The following is a 17,032-nucleotide window of genomic DNA, read 5'->3' on the forward strand; positions in this document are numbered from 1 at the left end:
TTGAGCGCACCGCTCGCGGCCGCCATCAGCCATGTCGGCCGCATCCGCACCGAGAACCAGGACTCGGGCTACACGGGCGCCCACTTGAGCTTCGTCGCCGACGGCATGGGCGGGCACGCGGGCGGCGACGTCGCGAGCGCCATCGTCACCCGCAAGGTGCGCGAGGCCGACGTCGAGTACGCGAGCGCGGAGGAGGCGGCGCAAGCGCTCGCCGACGCGCTGCGGGCGGGCAACGAGGCGCTGCAGCAGGCGATGCTCGAGCACCCCGAGCTCTCGGGCATGGGCACGACGGCGTCGGGGATCATCCGCGTCGGCGACCGCATCGGCCTCGCCCACATCGGCGACAGCCGCATCTACCGCTACCGCGTCGGTGCGCTCGAGCAGCTCTCGACCGACCACACGTTCGTGCAGCGGCTCGTCGACGCCGGCCGCATCACGCGCGAGGAGGCGGAGCACCACCCGCGCCGCAACGTCGTGATGCGCGTGCTCGGCAACATCGAGACCGACCCCGAGATCGACACGTGGGTCGAGGACGCGCTGCCGGGCGACCGCTACCTCGTGTGCTCGGACGGCCTCTCGTCCTACGTCGACGAGGACCGCATCCGCGCGATCCTCGAGCAGCGGCTCGACACGCCCTCGACCGTGCAGCGGCTCGTGAACGAGTCGCTCTCGCGCGGCGCGCCCGACAACGTGACGGTCGTCGTCGTCGACATCGACGAGCGGCTGCCCTCGTCGGTCGAGCCGACGACCGTCGGCTCCGCCGCCGCGCCCATCAGCTACGAGGCGGTCGAGCCCGAGCGGACGTCGCTGAGCCTCTCGCAGCTGCTGCTGCACCCGCGGCAAGCCCGCATGCAGCCGGCGTTCGAGCACTTCGAGCCCGAGAGCGAGGAGTTCCTGCAGGAGCTGCTCGCCGAGCAGCGCCGCATGCGCCGCAACCGACGCATCAGCTGGTCGATCGGCGCGGTGCTCGCGATCGCGATCGCGGTGACGCTGAGCGCGATGTTCTACAGCTGGACCCAGGACCGCTTCTTCGTCGGCGTCAACGACGCGGGCCAGGTGGCGATCTACCAGGGCATCCAGCAGCAGATCGGGCCCTTCGTGCTCGCGACCGAGGTCGAGCCGACCGAGATCGAGCTCGAGGAGCTCACGCCCTTCAACCAGCGCAGCGTCGAGCAGACCATCTCGGCCGAGTCGCTCGCCGACGCGCGCGCCATCGTCGAGCGATTGGAGCGATCGCCATGACCGACCGCACCGCTCCCACCGCGCTCCAGACGGGCATCGTGCAGCTGCGCGACGTCACCGAGGCGATCAAGGTGCGCATCCGCAACCCCGCGAAGCTGCGCAACCTCGAGCTCTTCCTGCTCGTGATCGCCTGGGTGCTCGCGGGCGGCGCGATGGTGCTCGTGCAGCTCGGCGCGCTCCAGCGCGTCGACATGATGCCGCTGCAGCTCGCGGGGCTCCTCGGCATCCTCACGCTCGCGCTCCACATCGCGCTCCGCATCGTCGCCCGCGAGGCCGACGCGATCATCCTCCCGGTCGTGACCGTGCTCAACGGCCTCGGCATCGCGATGATCTACCGCATCGACATCGCGGAGGGCGCGACCGGCTGGGATGCCGCCTCGATGCGGCAGATCGCCTGGACGGGCATCGCGCTGCTCATCGCGATCGCGACGATCGTCGTCATCCGCAACCACCGGGTGCTCGCGCGCTACCGCTTCCTCGCCATGGCGGTCGCGATCATCCTGCTCGTGCTGCCGCTCGTGCCCGGCCTCGGCCGGACGATCAACGGCGCGACCGTCTGGATCGGCATCGGCAGCGTGCTCTCGCTGCAGCCGGGCGAGCTCGCGAAGATCGCGCTCGCGATCTTCTTCGCCGGCTACCTCATGACCGCGCGCGACTCGCTCTCGGTCGTCGGGCGCAAGGTGCTCGGCATCCGCTTCCCGCGCGTGCGCGACCTCGGGCCGATCCTCATCGTGTGGGCGATGTGCCTGCTCGTGCTCGTCTTCCAGCGCGACCTCGGCACCTCGCTGCTCTACTTCGGCCTCTTCCTCGTGATGATCTACGTCGCGACCGGCCGCCGCTCGTGGATGGTCATCGGCCTCGGCCTCGTCGCGCTCGGCGGGATCGCCGCCTACTTCACGCTCGGCTACGTGCAGCGGCGCATCGGCGCATGGATCCACGCGTTCGACCAGAGCGTCTACGACGCGCAGGGCGGCTCGTACCAGATCGTGCAGGGCGTCTTCGGGATGGCGCACGGCGGCCTGCTCGGCACGGGCCTCGGGCTCGGCAGGCCCGACATCACGCCCTACGCCAACAGCGACTACATCATCCCCTCGCTCGGCGAGGAGCTCGGGCTCGTGGGCATCTTCGCGATCCTCGGGCTCTACCTCATCCTCGTCTCGCGCGGCATCCGGATCGGCTTCCAGGGCCCTGACGACTTCACGAAGCTGCTCGGGGTCGGGCTCGCCTTCACGATCGGCCTGCAGGTCTTCATCGTCGTCGGCGGCGTCACGCGGCTCATCCCGCTCACGGGCCTCACGACGCCGTTCCTCGCGGCGGGAGGCTCGTCGCTGCTCGCGAACTGGCTCATCGTGGCGCTGCTGCTGCGGCTGAGCGACTCCGTGCGCGGAAGGGGGATCGCTTGAGCTCCGAGCGAGAGCAGAGCATGCGCCGGCCGATCCGCCGCGTGAGCATGCTGCTGATGGTGATGTTCGTCGCGCTGTTCGGCTCGTCGACGATGATCCAGGCAGTGCAGGCGGATGCGCTGCACACGGATGCGCGCAACACCCGCACGCTCCTCGACTCCTTCTCGGTCGAACGCGGCTCGATCGTCGTCGACGGCGTGCCGGTCGCGCTCTCGACCCCGTCGGACGACGAGTACGAGTGGCAGCGGCAGTACCCGCTCGGCCCGCTCTACGCATCCGTCACCGGGTACAACACCCTGGGCCAGGGCAACAGCGGCATCGAGGAGGCGATGAACGCCGAGCTCACCGGCACGGCGAACAGCCAGTTCCTCGAGCAGGTGCTCGCGACCCTCACCGGTCAGGACCCCTCGGGCGCCTCGGTCGAGCTCACGATCGACAGCGCCGCGCAGCAGGCGGCGGCCGACGGGCTCGGCGACCGCGAGGGCGCCGTCATCGCGATCGAGCCCGAGACGGGCGAGGTGCTCGCGATGCACTCGAGCCCGACCTTCGACCCCAACGCCTTCGCCTCGCACGACATCGCCGCCGTGCGCGAGGTCTACGACCAGCTGCTGAACGACCCGGGCGACCCGCTCGTCAACCGCACGATCGCCGGCGACCTCTACTACCCCGGCTCGGTCTTCAAGCTCATCACCGCTGCCGCGGCGCTCGAGTCCGGCCGCTACACGCTGCAGTCCGAGTTCGAGAACCCCGTCGAGCTGCAGCTGCCGCAATCGACGGCCGTCGTGCGCAATGCGACGCGCGGGCCGTGCGGGCCCGGCGAGACCGCGACGCTCGAGACCGCGATCGTGCTCTCGTGCAACATCCAGTTCGCCCTGCTCGCGCAGGAGCTCGGCGCCGAGGCGCTGCGCCAGCAGGCCGCCGCGTTCGGCTTCGGCGAGCAGCTCGAGATCCCGCTGCGGGTCACGCCGAGCCAGTACCCGGCCGAGCTCAACGAGCCGAACCTCATGCTCACCGGCTTCGGGCAGTACGACGTGCGCGTGACCCCGCTGCAGATGGCGATGGTCTCCGCCGCCATCAACAACGACGGCACGATGCTGCGCCCGCAGATGATCGACCGCGTGCTCGCACCCAACCTCGACGTCGTCGACGACCCGGAGGCCGAGATCCTCGGCAACCCGATCTCGGCCGCGACGGCGGCGGCGCTGCGCGGGGCTATGGAGCGCGGCGTGACCGAGGGGCTCGCGTCGAACGCGGCGATCCCGGGCGTGACCGTGGGCGGGAAGACGGGCACCGCCGAGACGGGCGAGCGCGGTGAGCCGTTCAATCTGTGGTTCACGGGGTACGGGGAGCTCGGCGACCGGAGCGTGGCAGTCGCCGTCGTGGTCGTGCCTAGTGAGAACATCGTCGGTGATACTTCAAACGTGATCGCCGCACCTATCGGGAGAGCAGTGATCGAGGCGGTGCTGAACTCATGAGACCATCCAGCGGACTCACCTTCGGTGGGCGATACCAGCTGACCAGCCGGATCGCCATCGGCGGCATGGGCGAGGTCTGGCAGGCGACCGATCAGGTGATCGGGCGCACCGTCGCGCTGAAGATCCTCAAGGACGAGTACATGGGCGATCCCGGGTTCCTCGAGCGCTTCCGCGCCGAGGCCCGGCACGCGGCGCTCGTCAACCACGAGGGCATCGCGAATGTCTTCGACTACGGCGAGGAGGACGGCAGCGCCTTCCTCGTGATGGAGCTCGTGCCCGGGGAGCCGCTCAGCGCGATCCTCGACCGCGACCGCACGCTCTCGGCCGACAAGGTGCTCGACATCGTCGCGCAGACCTCGGCGGCCCTGCACGCGGCGCACCAGGCGGGGCTCGTGCACCGCGACGTCAAGCCCGGCAACCTGCTCATCACGCCCGAGGGGCGCGTGAAGATCACCGACTTCGGCATCGCGCGCATCGCCGACCAGGTGCCGCTCACCGCGACCGGCCAGGTGATGGGCACGGTGCAGTACCTCTCCCCCGAGCAGGCCTCGGGGCAGCCGGCGGCCCCGTCGACCGACATCTACTCGCTCGGCATCGTCGCCTACGAGGCGCTCGCCGGCCGCCGGCCGTTCACGGGCGAGTCGCAGGTCGCGATCGCGATGGCGCACATCAACGACGCGCCGCCGGACCTCCCCGGCACCATCCCGGAGCCCGTGCGCAACCTCGTGCTCTCGTGCATCGCGAAGACGCCGGCAGATCGGCCGACGTCCGCTGCGCACCTCTCGCGCGCGGCCACGATGCTGCGCCGCGGCGACATCGCCGGCGCCGCCGCGATCGTGCCGGGCATCGCGTCGACCGACTCGTTCGCGACGATCGACTCGCCCACCCAGGCGGCGACGCGCGTCATCACGACGCAGTCGTCGCCGGCGACGGCCGCGCTGCCGGTGACGAGCGCGACGACGGCCGTCGAGGAGCGGAAGCGCCGCACCAACCCGTGGATCTGGCCCGTCGTCATCCTCGCCGTGCTGCTCGTCGCCGCGGGCGTCGCGATCGCGATCATGCTCTTCAACCAGCAGCGGCCCGATCCGGCCGCGACGACGCCCGGCTCCGAGAGCCAGTCGGCGGCGCTCGTCGACATCTCGCTCGAGCAGTTCGAGGGGATGGACGAGCAGGAGTTCCGCGACGCGGTCGAGGCGCTGAACCTCGTGCCCGCGGTCGAGACCGGCGCGCCGGCCACCGATCCCGGGCTCGTCGGGCGGATCTACGCCGTCGCACCCACCGGCCCGGTGCCGGAGGGCTCGACGATCACGGGCACGATCCACAGCGCGGTCGCCCAGATCGAGGATCCGACGGCCGCACCGCGGCTCGGCGACGGCTCCGACCCGACCGCGCAGCAGGTGGGCGCGACCCCGTCGATCGTGTGGGATGCCGCGACGTGCCCGGCCGGCTACTCGCTCGGCGACTACGTCGCGACCATCACGTGGCCCGACGGCCGGGTGCAGGACCAGGTGACGCCCGTCGAGGGCTTCGACATCCTCGCGCCCGGGCTCGGCGCCGGCACGACGAGCGTGACCTACACGTTCAGCTGCGAGATCGAGGGCGGGCAGCCGCTCACGAGCGGATCGTCGCCCGCGCTCGAGATCACGGCGGTCCCCGAGGAGGAGCCGGAGCCGGAGCCCACCCCGACGCCGACGCCCACCCCGACCCCGACGCCGGAGCCCACGACCGAGCCGTGAGGCGCCCCGGCGGGGTCGTCGAGCGGCCCTGACGTAGAATCGACCGATCCCCGGTCCCCGGGGCTCGGCGCGGGCCACGCACGAGGAGAGGAGCCGCGATGACCGACAGCATCATCGCGTCGCTGCGGACCCTCGGCGACCGCTACGAGATCGGCGAGCTCATCGGCCAGGGCGGGATGGCCGAGGTGCACCTCGCGCGCGACACCCGGCTCGACCGCCAGGTCGCGGTGAAACTGCTCAAGCCGGAGCTCTCGCGCGACCCGGAGTTCCGCACCCGGTTCCGGCAGGAGGCGCAGTCGGCGGCGCGCATGTCGCACCCGACCGTCGTGCGCGTCTTCGACGCGGGCGAGGAGCCCGCGGTCGACGCGAGCGGACAGCCGGCGGCCGTGCCGTACATCGTCATGGAGTACGTCGACGGCCGGATGGTGAAGGACATCATCGCCGAGGGCCCGCTCCCCGAGTCGGAGGCCGTGCGGATCACGAAGGGCATCCTGACGGCCCTCGAGTACTCGCACCGGGCCGGCATCGTGCACCGCGACATCAAGCCCGGCAACGTCATGGTCACGCCCGGCGGGCAGATCAAGGTGATGGACTTCGGCATCGCCCGCGCCGTCTCCGAGACGAGCGCGAACGTCGCCCAGACCGGGATGATCCTCGGCACGGCGCAGTACTTCTCCCCCGAGCAGGCGCGCGGCGAGGCGGTCGACGCGCGCACCGACCTGTACTCGACCGGCGTCATCCTGTTCGAGCTCCTCACCGGTCGTGCTCCCTTCGAGGCCGACACCCCGGTCGGCGTCGCGTACCAGCACGTCGCGGAGGAGCCGCCGACCGCGTCGTCGATCACGCCGGGCATCACGCCCGAGATGGACTCGATCGTCGCGAAGGCGCTCGAGAAGCCGCGCGAGGGCCGCTTCCAGTCGGCGACCGAGTTCAAGCAGGCGCTCGACGACGCCCTCGCGGGCGTGCTCGTGCCCTTCGAGCGGACCGAGACCGCGCCGATCGAGATCGGCGCGGCGACGACGATGTTCGCCGCCCTCGCCGCCGACGAGCCGGAGCTCGAGCCGGAGGCCGAGCCGGTCGCCGCGCAGCGCGACCGCCGTCCGCCGGTCGCGTGGCTGTGGGGCGCCGCAGCGCTCATCGCGGTGCTCGTCGTCGTCGCCGTCGCGTGGGCCTCCAACTTCTTCAACCTGCCGATCGCCGGCCTCTCGACGAACGTGCCGGAGGTCGCCGGCCTCACCGAGGACGAGGCGGTCGCCGCCGTCGAGGCCGCCGACCTCGAGGCGGAGGTGCGGCGGATGATCGACGAGGCGGAGGTCGGCACGGTGCTGCGCTCCGAGCCGGAGCCGGGCGTGCGGCTCTCCCCCGGCAGCCCCGTGACGATCGTCGTCTCGAACGGACCGCCGCCGACACCGCTCATCAGCGTCGCGAACCTCACGGAGCAGCAGGCCCGGCAGGCGCTCGAGGCCGCGGGCTACGTCGTCGGCGAGGTCACGCGCGCGAGCTCGCCGACCGTCGCGATCGACCGGGTCATCAGCACCGACCCGAGCGCCGGCACGAACGTCTCGCGCGGCGAGACCATCGACATCCAGCTCTCGAACGGGCGAGTGACGGTGCCCGACGTCGTGGGCCAGTCGCTCTCGAGCGCGCAGACGCAGCTCGAGGGGCTCGGGCTCTCGGTGCGTCGGGTGACGACGAGGGCGTGCAGCGCCGCGAACCTCGTGACCGCGCAGTCGGTCGCGGCCGAGACCGACGTCGCGCAGGGCAGCAGCGTCACGGTGACGTACTGCGTGCGGCGCGCGGCCCCGCCCGCGCCGCCGCGCCAGAGCACCCCGCCGCCGCCCCCGGCCGACCCGGGCGACAGCGAGGGCGACGGCGGCGACGACGGCGAGGGCGACGGCTGAACCGCCTCGCGCGAGCCCTCAGCGCTGCGGCGGCGGGGCGAGCGTGACGAGCGGCGCGCGGCCGGCGGCGAGCGCGGCGGCGCCGTCGAGCCCCGCCGACTCGAGCCAGTTCCCGAGCATGCGGTAGCCGCCCTCGGTCAGCACCGACTCGGGGTGGAACTGCACGCCCCACACGGGCGCGTCGCGGTGCTCGAGCGCCATGATGACGCCGCCGGCTGCGCTCTCGCCCTCGGGGTCCGGCACCGTCCGCGCGGTCACGCGCAGCGCATCCGGCACCGTCCCGTCGACGACCGCGAGCGAGTGGTAGCGCGTCGCGGTGAGCGGGCTCGGCAGCCCCTCGAAGACGGTCGAGCCGTCGTGCTCGACGAGGCTCGTCTTGCCGTGCATGAGCTCGGGTGCGTGGGTCACCACCGCGCCGAGCGCCTCGGCGATCGCCTGGTGCCCGAGGCAGACGCCGAGCAGCGGCGTGCCGGCGTCGATCGCGGCGTGCACCATGGGGATCGAGACGCCCGCCTCGGCGGGCGTGCCCGGCCCCGGCGAGAGCAGCACCGCGTCCCACTCGGCGATGCCGCGGGCGTCGACCCGGTCGTTGCGCACGACCGAGACGTCGGCGCCGAGCTCCTGCAGGTAGCCGGCGAGGGTGTAGACGAAGCTGTCGAAGTTGTCGACGACGAGGATGCGGGTCATGCGATGGCACTCGATCTGCGGTCGGATCCGGCGAAGGTCGGATCGGGGGTCGGGAAGAAGGTCTGCATCACCCACGGGTACACGTGGAAGATCAGCAGGTAGGCGGTGAGGACCAGGAGCGCGAGCACGATCGCGAGCCGCACGGGCCACGGGCCCGGCAGCGCTCGCCAGAGGGCCGCGTACATCATGCCCTCCCGAGCGTCGCGGCGAGCTCGAGCGGCATGCCGTCCTCGGCGCTCTGCCAGCCCACCCAGGTCGCGTACGCGATCAGCCGGCCGGCAGCCGACCACTCGGGGTTGCACGTCGTGAGGGTGAGGTAGCGGCCGTCGGCCGGCACGTGCGGCATCTGCGGCACGGGCGCGACGACGCCGACGGCCGTCGGCGGCACGTACTCGTGGTTGCGGAACGCGTAGACGTGCCACGCGCTCGCCGTCTGCACGTAGATGCGGTCGCCGATGCGCATCTCGTCGAGGTGCGTGAACGGCCCGCCCTGACCGTTGCGGTGCCCGGCGACCGCGAAGTTGCCGAGCCCGCCGGGCATGGCCGACTCGCGGTAGTGCGCGAGCCCCTGCTCGAGGCTGTCGAGCACGGCTCGGCTCGTCCCCTCCCCCACCACGCGCTCGAACTCGTCGAGCCGCGGGATGTGCATGACCGCGAACGACTCGCGGTCGGCCGCCCGGTCCTCCACCGGCGGCTCGTCGGTGCGGAGAGCGGCGGATGCGTCGGCGACGGCGGGTGCTCCCGGCACGAGCTCGGCGGCGAAGGCGCGCGCCGCCTGCTGCTGCTGCTCGCCGAGCACGGCGTCGGAGAGCCACACCTGCCAGCCGGCGTAGCCGAGCGCGAGCACCCCGGCGGTCAGGAGCAGCTCGCCGAGCACGCTCGAGACGGTCGCCCGACGCCGGGGGCGCGCCGATCGACGGGCGCGAGCATCGGAGGCGGCCACCGCTCAATCCTAGGCGGCGCCTGCACTAGCATGGGGTGCCATGAGCAGCGAGAAGTCCGTCGAGAGGGCCAAGGCCGACCGGAACCGGTCGGCGAAGGAGCGCTCGCCGCACGACGAGCAGCAGAACGCGGCGTGGTTCAAGCCGGTGATGTTCGGCTTCATGATCGTCGGCTTCCTCTGGGTCATCGTCTACTACGTCTCGGGCACGACGCTCCCGATCGCGCAGCTCGGCTCGTGGAACATCGTCATCGGCTTCGGCGTGATGTTCATCGGCTTCATCATGACGACGCGCTGGAAGTAGCGAATCACACCGCTGTAGTTCTCCCCAGCTGTGGAGAGAGCTGTGGAGAACCGTCTCAGAGGATCATCGCGAGGCGCAGCGCGAAGAGCGCGGCGAGCACGACCGCGATCGCGCCGATGACGAGCCACGCCGCCTTCGCCGCCTGATCGCCGCGCAGCCGCTTGTGCACGGCGCCGATGCCGAAGCCGAGCGCGAGCCCGATCACGAGACCGCCGACGTGCGCCGCCCACGAGACGTTGCTGATGACGAACGTCAGCACGAGGTTGATGGCGACGATGATGAGGATGCTCGGCTGCACTCGGCCGACCATGCGCTGCATGCCGATGACCATGCCGAAGAGCGCGTAGATCGCGCCCGACGCGCCCACGACCGCCGAGAGCGGCGTGAGCCACGAGATCGCGACCGCGGCGCCCGCCGCGCTCACGAGATAGGCCGCGAGGAAGGGCAGCCTGCCGATGCGCTCCTCGATCGACGGGCCCACGAGCCACAGGATGAGCATGTTGAAGCCGAGGTGCAGCACGCCCGCGTGCACGAGCGCGTAGCTGACGAAGCGCCACGGCTCGAGGAGCGAGTAGGGCAGGAAGAACAGCAGCGACGCAGCGACGTCACCCGGCAGCAGCTGGAGCGCGCCGACGATCGCCGTGACGGCGATGATCGACATCGTCACGGGCGCCGGCTGGGCGAACCAGCTGCGCGCACGCCGGCCGACGGCGCTGCGGGGCGCCCCGCTCGCCGCCCGCACCTGCCGCTGCAGCGTGCGCTGCTCGGCGGCGAGCTCGCGCACGCACTCCGGGCAGCGCACGCCGACCGGCGACGGCTGCTGGCACTCGCCGCACACCGTGCGCCCGCACCGCTGGCACAGCACCCAGCTGACGCGGTCCGGGTGCCGGTAGCAGCGGTCCGCCGGCGCTGAGGATGACACCTCGGGTCAGGCCTCGGCGATCTCGATCGTCTCGATCACGACGTCCTCGAGCGGGCGGTCGCGGCCGTCGGTCGCCACGGCCTGGATCTTGTCGACGACGCCGCGCGACGCCTCGTCCTCGACGAGCCCGAAGATGGTGTGCTTGCCCTGCAGCCACGGCGTCGCGACGGTCGTGATGAAGAACTGCGAGCCGTTCGTGCCGCGCCCGGCGATCTTGCCGGCGTTGGCCATCGCGAGCACGTAGGGCGCGTTGAAGTCGAGGTCGGGGTGGATCTCGTCGTCGAACTGGTAGCCGGGGCCGCCGACGCCCTGGCCGAGCGGGTCGCCGCCCTGGATCATGAAGTCGGGGATGATGCGGTGGAAGACGACGCCGTCGTAGAGCGGGTCGGTCGAGGTCTTGCCCGTGCCGGGGTGCGTCCACTCGCGCTTGCCGGTGGCGAGCTCGACGAAGTTCTGCACGGTCTTCGGGGCGTGGTCGCCGAGGAGGTTGACCTTGATCTCGCCGAGATTCGTGCGGATGGTCGCGACAGCGGTGTGATGAGCCATGCCCCGATCCTCCCACAGCGGGCCTGATCGGATCGCTCGGGGAGCCCTGATTTCGGCGACAGCGAAACCTCGGAGCGTGGGTGACGCGTCCAGGAAAACCTGCAAGGATGACGCGCAGGCTCCACGACGGAAGGACGGACATGTCGCTCGAACTGACGCGCAAGCGCGCGAAGCAGGTCAAGAAGCTCCGCAAGCAGGCCGACAAGCTCATGGCCGAGCAGCGCGCGGTGAACTACCACGCGGCAGCGCTCGCCCGCGAGGCGCGCGAGCAGGCTCGTGCCTACGGCGCCGAGACGCTCCGCCCCGCCGCCGAGCGCGTCGTGCACCGAGGCAAGGAAGCAGGCATCGAACGTCTCTCGAAGGCCGCGCGCGGCTGGAACTCGAGCGTCGTGCCCGCCCTCGCGACGGGCCTCGGCTCCGTCGCCGCCCTCGCATCCATCGGCAAGGACGAGCGCGTGCAGAGCGCGATCGAGAACGTCCGCCGCTACGCGACCGTGCCCGACCTCGCCCCCGCGAAGCCCGTGAAGTCGGGCCCCAACGCCTGGCAGTGGATCCTCATCGGCGTCGGCTCCGTCGCCGTCGTGAGCGCCGCCTACGCCGCGTGGCAGACCCTGCGGGCCGACGACGACCTGTGGATCCCCGACGCAGAGGACTCCGCGGTCGACGCCCCCGCGCGCCCGTTCGACCAGCCGTCCGGCGGGATCGCCGACGGCCCCGAGGCCGGCGCCCCCCAGGCCTGAGCCGTCTGAGCCCCGATCGAGGGGCCCCCGTCCGCGGGGGCCCTTCGTCGTCCGCGGATCAGGCCCCGTCGTCAGCCGATCAGGACAGCGCGGCCCCGATCGCGACGAGGATGCCGCCGGCGACGAGCATGCCGCCCGCGAGCATGAACGAGCGGATGCGGCGCTCGGGCTCGCGACCTTGGCGCATGGTGCGCACGGAGTCGATGCCGCTGATGACGCACGAGACGACCATGAGGCCGATGCCGAGCACGATGAGGGGATGCATGGGTCAGCGCAGCGGCGAGCCGAGGTCGTCGATGTGCCGGATCGCCCAGTCGACCGCGTGGACGTGCCGAAGCGCCGGCACGTCGGCGAGCCGGTGCCACGCCACGTCGTCGGTCGTGCCGTCGACCTCGACCGCGAGCTCGCCGCCGGTGATCTCGGCGCGGTAGAGGATGCGCAGGGCCTGCATCTCGTCGCCGCGCGCGGTCGTCGGCAGCACCGCGGAGTCGACGCCGAGCAGGCTCGTGAGCCGCACGTCGTAGCCGGTCTCCTCGCGCACCTCGCGGACGGCGCCGTCCGCGGGATGCTCGCCGGGCTCGACGCCGCCGCCCGGGAGCGTCCAGCCCGACATGTCGCCCTCGTTCCAGTGCGGCAGCAGGATCTCGCGGTCGTCGCCGTCGCCCCTCGTGATCAGGGCGTAGGCGGCCACTCGCATGCGCATCCGGCCATCCTACGGTGCCGCCCCGAGCGGAGCCTCAGGGCGCCGTCGGTCGCTCGACGCCGTCGTCGCCGTCCTCCGCGGCCCGGCGCCAGTGCTCGTCCGGCCGGTGCTCGTCGGACGGCGCGAGCGTCGGATCGACCGACTGCGTCGGCACGAGCTCGCCGACGCCCTCCCCAGGCGCCGTCTGCTCGACCGAGAGCTGGAAGTCGTCGCCGTGCTCCGTGACGCCCGCGACCACGGCTTGCTCGACCGCCGCGACGGCGTACCGCCGTCGCACGACCATCGGATCGAGCGCGAGGTCCTTCGCGAGCGCCGCGGCGAGCCCGATCATCACGACGACGAACGGGAGGGCGGCGATGACGGTCACCTGCTGGAGGCCGGTGAGCGCATCCTCGCCGCCGAGCAGCAGCATGATCGCGGCGACGGCGCCCGTCGCGACGCCCCAGAAGATCACGGTGCGCCTGGCCGGCTGGAGGGAGCCGCGGTGCGAGAGGGTGCCCATCACGACCGAGGCGGCGTCGGCGCCCGAGATGAAGAAGATCGCGACGAGCACCATGACGACGATGGCCGACACCTGCGCGAGCGGCAGCTCGGCGAGCGCCTGGAACAGCGTCGACTCCGGCGTGCCGCTGCTGCCGAGGTCTGTGCCGCCGAGCTCGAGGTCGATGCCGAGGCCGCCGAAGATCGCGAACCACACGAGCGACACGAGCGTGGGCGCGACGAGCACGCCGGTGACGAACTGCCGGATGGTGCGGCCGCGCGAGATGCGGGCGATGAACATGCCGACGAACGGCGTCCAGCTGACCCACCACGCCCAGTAGAAGATCGTCCAGCCCGAGAGCCAGGCCGCGACCTCGGGGCCGCCGGCCGCCTCGGTGCGCGCCGACATGACCGCGAGCTGCTCGACGTAGCCGCCGATCGTCGTCGGCAGCAGGTTGAGGATGAAGACGGTGGGTCCGACGACGAACACGAACAGCGCGAGGACGCCCGCGAGCACCATGTTGATGTTCGAGAGCCACTTGATGCCGCGCGAGATGCCCGAGACCGCCGAGACGACGAAGGCGAGCGTGAGCACGGCGATCACCGCGACGAGCAGGCCGTTGCCGACCGCTCCCAGCCCGGCCACGATCTCGATGCCCGAGCCGATCTGCAGCGCGCCGATCCCGAGCGAGGTCGCCGACCCGAAGAGCGTCGCGAAGATCGCGAACACGTCGATCGCGCGACCGATGGGCCCCTCGACGGTGCGGCGGCCCAGCAGGCTCGTGAAGGCAGCCGAGACGGTGAGCGCCCGCCGCTTCCGGAAGACGCTGTAGGCGAGCGCGAGCCCGACGACCGAGTAGATCGCCCACGGGTGCAGCGACCAGTGGAACATGGTCGTGGCCATCGCCGTCCGCACCGCGAGGGCGTCGTCGCCGCCGCCGGTGCCGGGCGGCGGCGCCACGAGGTGGCTCACCGGCTCGGTCACGCCGAAGAAGACGAGGCCGATGCCCATCCCTGCCGAGAACATCATCGCGATCCAGGAGACGGTGCTGAACTCCGGCTCCTCGCTGTCGTCGCCGAGCGGGATGCGGCCGAAGCGGCTCGCCGCGATCCAGATCACGAAGACGACGAAGCCCGAGGCCGCGAGCGCGAAGAGCCAGCCCGTGCTCCCGACGACCCAGTCGAGCCCCGCCGACGATGCGGTCGCGAGCGACTCGGTGCCGACGGCGCCCCAGATCACGAACGCGAGCGCGACCGCCGCGGCGACGCCGAACACGACGCGATCCAGCGGTCGGCGCTCGGGCGACTCCGTCTCGCGCGGCGGCACGTCGAGCGCAGGGTGCAGCGGCTTCTGCCGGCGCGGCTGCCATGGCCGCCTCGCGGAGCCGGTGCCGGCGTCGTCGTGCTCGCCCATGCTTCCTCCAGTGCTTCCGCCGCTGCGCAGGCTGCGCATCCGTGACCTCGACACCGTAGTCCCGCCCGCTGGAAGCGACGTCAGCGCGGGCGCGCCCGCCCGCGCATGCGGCTCTCGACGGAGTCGCGCAGCGGCGCGCCGAGGAAGAGCCCGAGCGAGGCGCCGGAGGCGAGCGCGAGGCCGATCGCGCCGGCGCCGATGAGCGTCGCGACGCCGAGCACGAGGCTCGAGGGCGACCCGTCGGACTCGACGAGCTGGAGCAGCCCGCGGAAGACGGCATAGCCGGGCACGAGCGGCACGATCGCGGCGGTCGTCACCGCGATCGAGGGCACGTGCAGCCGGTGCCCGATGATGATGCCGATGAGGCTCGCGACGAGCGCGCCGATGCCGCTCGCGACGGGCGTGCCGGCCCCGGCGCCCGCCCCGATCGTGAAGCCGATCCAGGCGAGCCCGCCGAGCACGGCGCTCACGAGCGTCGTGCGGAGGCGGGCGCCGTTCATGATCGCGACCGCGATCGCGATGATCACCGCGCCCGTCAGCTGCAGCGGCAGCGGTCCGAGGGATGGCGCCTCGCTCGTGACGACGAAGCCCGCTCCGAGGGTGCGCGCGAGCGAGAGCCCGCCGAGGATGCCGATGACGACCCCGAGGGTCGAGAGCACGAGGTCGAGGATGCGTCCGCCCGCGGTGAGCGAGAAGCCGTCGATCGCGTCCTGCGCGGCGCCGACGACCGAGAGCCCCGCCAGCATGAGCACGATGCCGGCCGCGACGATGATCGAGGGCCGCACGTCGGCGAGCAGCGGCACGCCGAGGCTCGCGAGCGCGCTCGTCGCGGTCGCGGCCATCGTCACGACGAGTGCCCCGACGATCTGCGAGAAGAAGAACGGCACGCGCAGCCGAGCCATCCCCCGCTGCGCGACCGCCGCGGCGCACGAGGCGAGGAACGCGATGAGGCCGATGATCCACGAGGCCCCGAAGAGCAGCGTGACGCCGACCGCGAGCATGCCCTGGGCGAGCACGACGATCGCCGGCCGGTACAGGAAGGGCGTGCGGCGGATGGCGTGGAAGCGGGCGCGGGCGTGCTCGAGGTCGAGCCCCGCCTCGATGTCGGCGACGAGCGCCTGGAGCCGCTGCAGCTTCGCGTGGTCGGGCACGGGCGCGCGCACGACCCGGATGAGCGTGATCGGCAGGTCGTCGTGGTTGCGGTGGTACGAGACCCCGATCGAGTTGTAGGTGACGTCGACGTGCACGGGCCGGATGCCGAGCGCGGCGGCGACGCGCGTCGTCGCGAGCGTCACGTCGTTCGCCGACGCGCCGACCGCGAGGAGCGCCTCGGCGATGCGCATCGCGAGGTCGATGACCTTGCGCGCATGCACCTCGTCGATCGTCAGGAGGGCCTCGGTCATCGGCCGCGACGCGGGGTCGGTGCGGATCGCGCGCGCGATGCGCTGCCGCCAGTCCTGCCGTCCGTCCATCCCTCCCATCCTCCCATTCGCTGGGATGTCGGGAGGGGACCGTCACGCCTCGCGCCAGTCGTCGCCCTCGAGGTGCGAGCCGGCCTGCGGGCCCATCTGCAGCATGCCGCCGTCGACGACCCACGAGGCGCCGGTGACGTAGCCCGCCTCCGGCGAGGCGAGGAAGGCGATGACCGCGGCGACCTCGCGCGCGTCGCCGGGGCGGCCGAGCGGCACGCCGGGCCGGCGCGTGCCGCGCGGGTCCTCGTCCTCCTGGCCCGTCATGGGCGTGGCGATCTCGCCCGGCGCGACGCAGTTCGCGGTGATGCCGTGCTGGCCGAGCTCGAGCGCGATCGTCTTGACGAGGCCGCCGAGCCCGTGCTTCGCGGCGTCGTACGCGCTCGAACCGACGCGCGGCTGGTGCTCGTGCACGCTCGTGACCGCGATGAGGCGGCCGCCGCGACCCGCGGCGACCATGTGCCGGGCGGCGGCCTGGAGGCACACGAACGCGCCGTCGAGGTCGGTCGCGACGATCTCGCGCCACTCGTCGAGCGAGAGCTCGAGGAAGGGGGTGCTCGAGCCGGTGCCGGAGTTGTTCACGAACACGTCGAGGCCGCCGAGCCGGGCGGCGAGGTCGTCGACGACGACCGCGGCTCCGGCGAGGTCGGTCGTGTCGAGGCGCGCGACCTCGGCGCGGCGACCGTGCCAGCGCACCTCCTCGGCCGTGCGCTCGGCACCCGCCTCGTCGGTGTGCCACGTGATGCCGACGTCGAGGCCCGCTTCCGCGAGGGCGACGGCCGTCGCGCGGCCGATGCCGGAGTCGGAGCCGGTGACGATCGCGGTGCGCGCGGTGTCCATGGCGAGCACCGTAATCGCGCGGGGCGCTGGGAACCAGTGGTGGAGCCTGGGAGAATCGAACTCCCGACATCCTGCTTGCAAAGCAGGCGCTCTACCAACTGAGCTAAGGCCCCGAGGCCGGCGGGCCGGCCGTGGGAGTTGTGCGTGGTGGGGCTACCTGGACTCGAACCAGGGACCTCTTCGTTATCAGCGAAGCGCTCTAACCGCCTGAGCTATAGCCCCGAGCACAA

The 17,032-nt window shown here is 72.2% G+C and carries 17 protein-coding genes and 2 tRNA genes; 7 read left to right on the top strand and 12 right to left on the bottom strand.

Features of this window, described 5'->3' with window-relative positions:
• The 5 genes from H508_RS0102860 (at position 1) to pknB (ending at position 7,757) form a co-directional block, all read left to right on the top strand.
• On the top strand, positions 1-1,242 hold the full coding sequence (locus H508_RS0102860; protein WP_026372951.1) for a PP2C family protein-serine/threonine phosphatase: 1,242 nt from the start codon (positions 1-3) through the stop codon (positions 1,240-1,242).
• On the top strand, positions 1,239-2,645 hold the full coding sequence (locus tag H508_RS0102865) for an FtsW/RodA/SpoVE family cell cycle protein (RefSeq protein WP_051222577.1): 1,407 nt from the start codon (positions 1,239-1,241) through the stop codon (positions 2,643-2,645). Before H508_RS0102860 ends, H508_RS0102865 begins: the two co-directional genes overlap by 4 nt.
• Positions 2,642-4,120 carry a peptidoglycan D,D-transpeptidase FtsI family protein gene (locus H508_RS0102870; protein WP_342663250.1) on the top strand — a complete coding sequence of 493 codons (1,479 nt, stop codon included), beginning with the start codon at positions 2,642-2,644 and terminating at the stop codon, positions 4,118-4,120. Before H508_RS0102865 ends, H508_RS0102870 begins: the two co-directional genes overlap by 4 nt.
• Positions 4,117-5,856, top strand: a complete 1,740-nt coding sequence (locus H508_RS14175; RefSeq protein ID WP_051222579.1) for a protein kinase domain-containing protein — start codon at positions 4,117-4,119, stop codon at positions 5,854-5,856. Before H508_RS0102870 ends, H508_RS14175 begins: the two co-directional genes overlap by 4 nt.
• Before the next feature lie 98 nt (positions 5,857-5,954).
• Positions 5,955-7,757, top strand: a complete 1,803-nt coding sequence (gene pknB, locus H508_RS14180) for a Stk1 family PASTA domain-containing Ser/Thr kinase (RefSeq protein WP_156905965.1) — start codon at positions 5,955-5,957, stop codon at positions 7,755-7,757.
• 18 nt (positions 7,758-7,775) lie between these two features.
• On the opposite strand, the gene H508_RS0102885 is transcribed toward pknB, so the two are convergent.
• Genes H508_RS0102885 through H508_RS14190 form a run of 3 tightly spaced genes read right to left on the bottom strand, consistent with a single transcriptional unit; the run spans position 7,776 to position 9,387 of the window.
• The gene (locus H508_RS0102885) at positions 7,776-8,444 is read right to left on the bottom strand and encodes an anthranilate synthase component II (protein WP_026372954.1); all 669 of its coding nucleotides are present in this window, start codon (positions 8,442-8,444) and stop codon (positions 7,776-7,778) included.
• Entirely contained in the window at positions 8,441-8,632 is a 192-nt protein-coding gene (locus tag H508_RS14185; protein ID WP_245569430.1) for a hypothetical protein, read from the bottom strand. The genes H508_RS0102885 and H508_RS14185 overlap by 4 nt, the downstream gene beginning before the upstream one ends.
• Complete coding sequence (locus tag H508_RS14190; protein ID WP_051222581.1) at positions 8,629-9,387, bottom strand: class E sortase; 759 nt, start codon at positions 9,385-9,387, stop codon at positions 8,629-8,631. Before H508_RS14190 ends, H508_RS14185 begins: the two co-directional genes overlap by 4 nt.
• Before the next feature lie 40 nt (positions 9,388-9,427).
• Between H508_RS14190 and H508_RS0102900 the strand changes: the two genes are divergently transcribed.
• Complete coding sequence (locus H508_RS0102900) at positions 9,428-9,688, top strand: cell division protein CrgA (RefSeq protein ID WP_026372955.1); 261 nt, start codon at positions 9,428-9,430, stop codon at positions 9,686-9,688.
• 55 nt (positions 9,689-9,743) lie between these two features.
• Here the strand turns inward: H508_RS0102900 and H508_RS0102905 are convergent, their stop codons facing one another.
• On the bottom strand, positions 9,744-10,472 hold the full coding sequence (locus H508_RS0102905) for a rhomboid family intramembrane serine protease (RefSeq protein ID WP_156905966.1): 729 nt from the start codon (positions 10,470-10,472) through the stop codon (positions 9,744-9,746).
• A 144-nt stretch (positions 10,473-10,616) separates the two neighbouring features.
• Positions 10,617-11,156, bottom strand: a complete 540-nt coding sequence (locus H508_RS0102910) for a peptidylprolyl isomerase (protein ID WP_026372957.1) — start codon at positions 11,154-11,156, stop codon at positions 10,617-10,619.
• Positions 11,157-11,296: 140 nt separating this feature from the next.
• Here H508_RS0102910 and H508_RS0102915 point away from each other — a divergent pair, with 140 nt between their 5' ends.
• Complete coding sequence (locus tag H508_RS0102915; RefSeq protein ID WP_026372958.1) at positions 11,297-11,896, top strand: hypothetical protein; 600 nt, start codon at positions 11,297-11,299, stop codon at positions 11,894-11,896.
• A 79-nt stretch (positions 11,897-11,975) separates the two neighbouring features.
• Here the strand turns inward: H508_RS0102915 and H508_RS0102920 are convergent, their stop codons facing one another.
• The 7 genes from H508_RS0102920 to H508_RS0102950 form a co-directional block, all read right to left on the bottom strand.
• On the bottom strand, positions 11,976-12,161 hold the full coding sequence (locus H508_RS0102920; RefSeq protein WP_026372959.1) for a hypothetical protein: 186 nt from the start codon (positions 12,159-12,161) through the stop codon (positions 11,976-11,978).
• A gap of 3 nt (positions 12,162-12,164) precedes the next feature.
• Positions 12,165-12,599, bottom strand: a complete 435-nt coding sequence (locus H508_RS0102925) for an NUDIX hydrolase (RefSeq protein WP_026372960.1) — start codon at positions 12,597-12,599, stop codon at positions 12,165-12,167.
• Positions 12,600-12,633: 34 nt separating this feature from the next.
• Entirely contained in the window at positions 12,634-14,493 is a 1,860-nt protein-coding gene (locus H508_RS14195; protein ID WP_084154980.1) for a BCCT family transporter, read from the bottom strand.
• 80 nt (positions 14,494-14,573) lie between these two features.
• Positions 14,574-15,965 (bottom strand): threonine/serine exporter family protein, encoded by a 1,392-nt coding sequence (locus tag H508_RS0102935; protein WP_026372961.1) that lies wholly within the window; start codon positions 15,963-15,965, stop codon positions 14,574-14,576.
• 42 nt (positions 15,966-16,007) lie between these two features.
• Entirely contained in the window at positions 16,008-16,802 is a 795-nt protein-coding gene (locus H508_RS14200) for an SDR family oxidoreductase (RefSeq protein ID WP_051222583.1), read from the bottom strand.
• Between the two features lie 37 nt (positions 16,803-16,839).
• Positions 16,840-16,915, bottom strand: a tRNA-Ala gene (locus tag H508_RS0102945).
• A 32-nt stretch (positions 16,916-16,947) separates the two neighbouring features.
• A tRNA-Ile gene (locus H508_RS0102950) sits at positions 16,948-17,024 on the bottom strand.
• Positions 17,025-17,032 lie beyond the last annotated feature (8 nt).

Origin of the sequence: Agrococcus lahaulensis DSM 17612 (assembly GCF_000425105.1) — a bacterium.
GTDB classification, from domain to species: Bacteria; Actinomycetota; Actinomycetes; order Actinomycetales; family Microbacteriaceae; genus Agrococcus; species Agrococcus lahaulensis.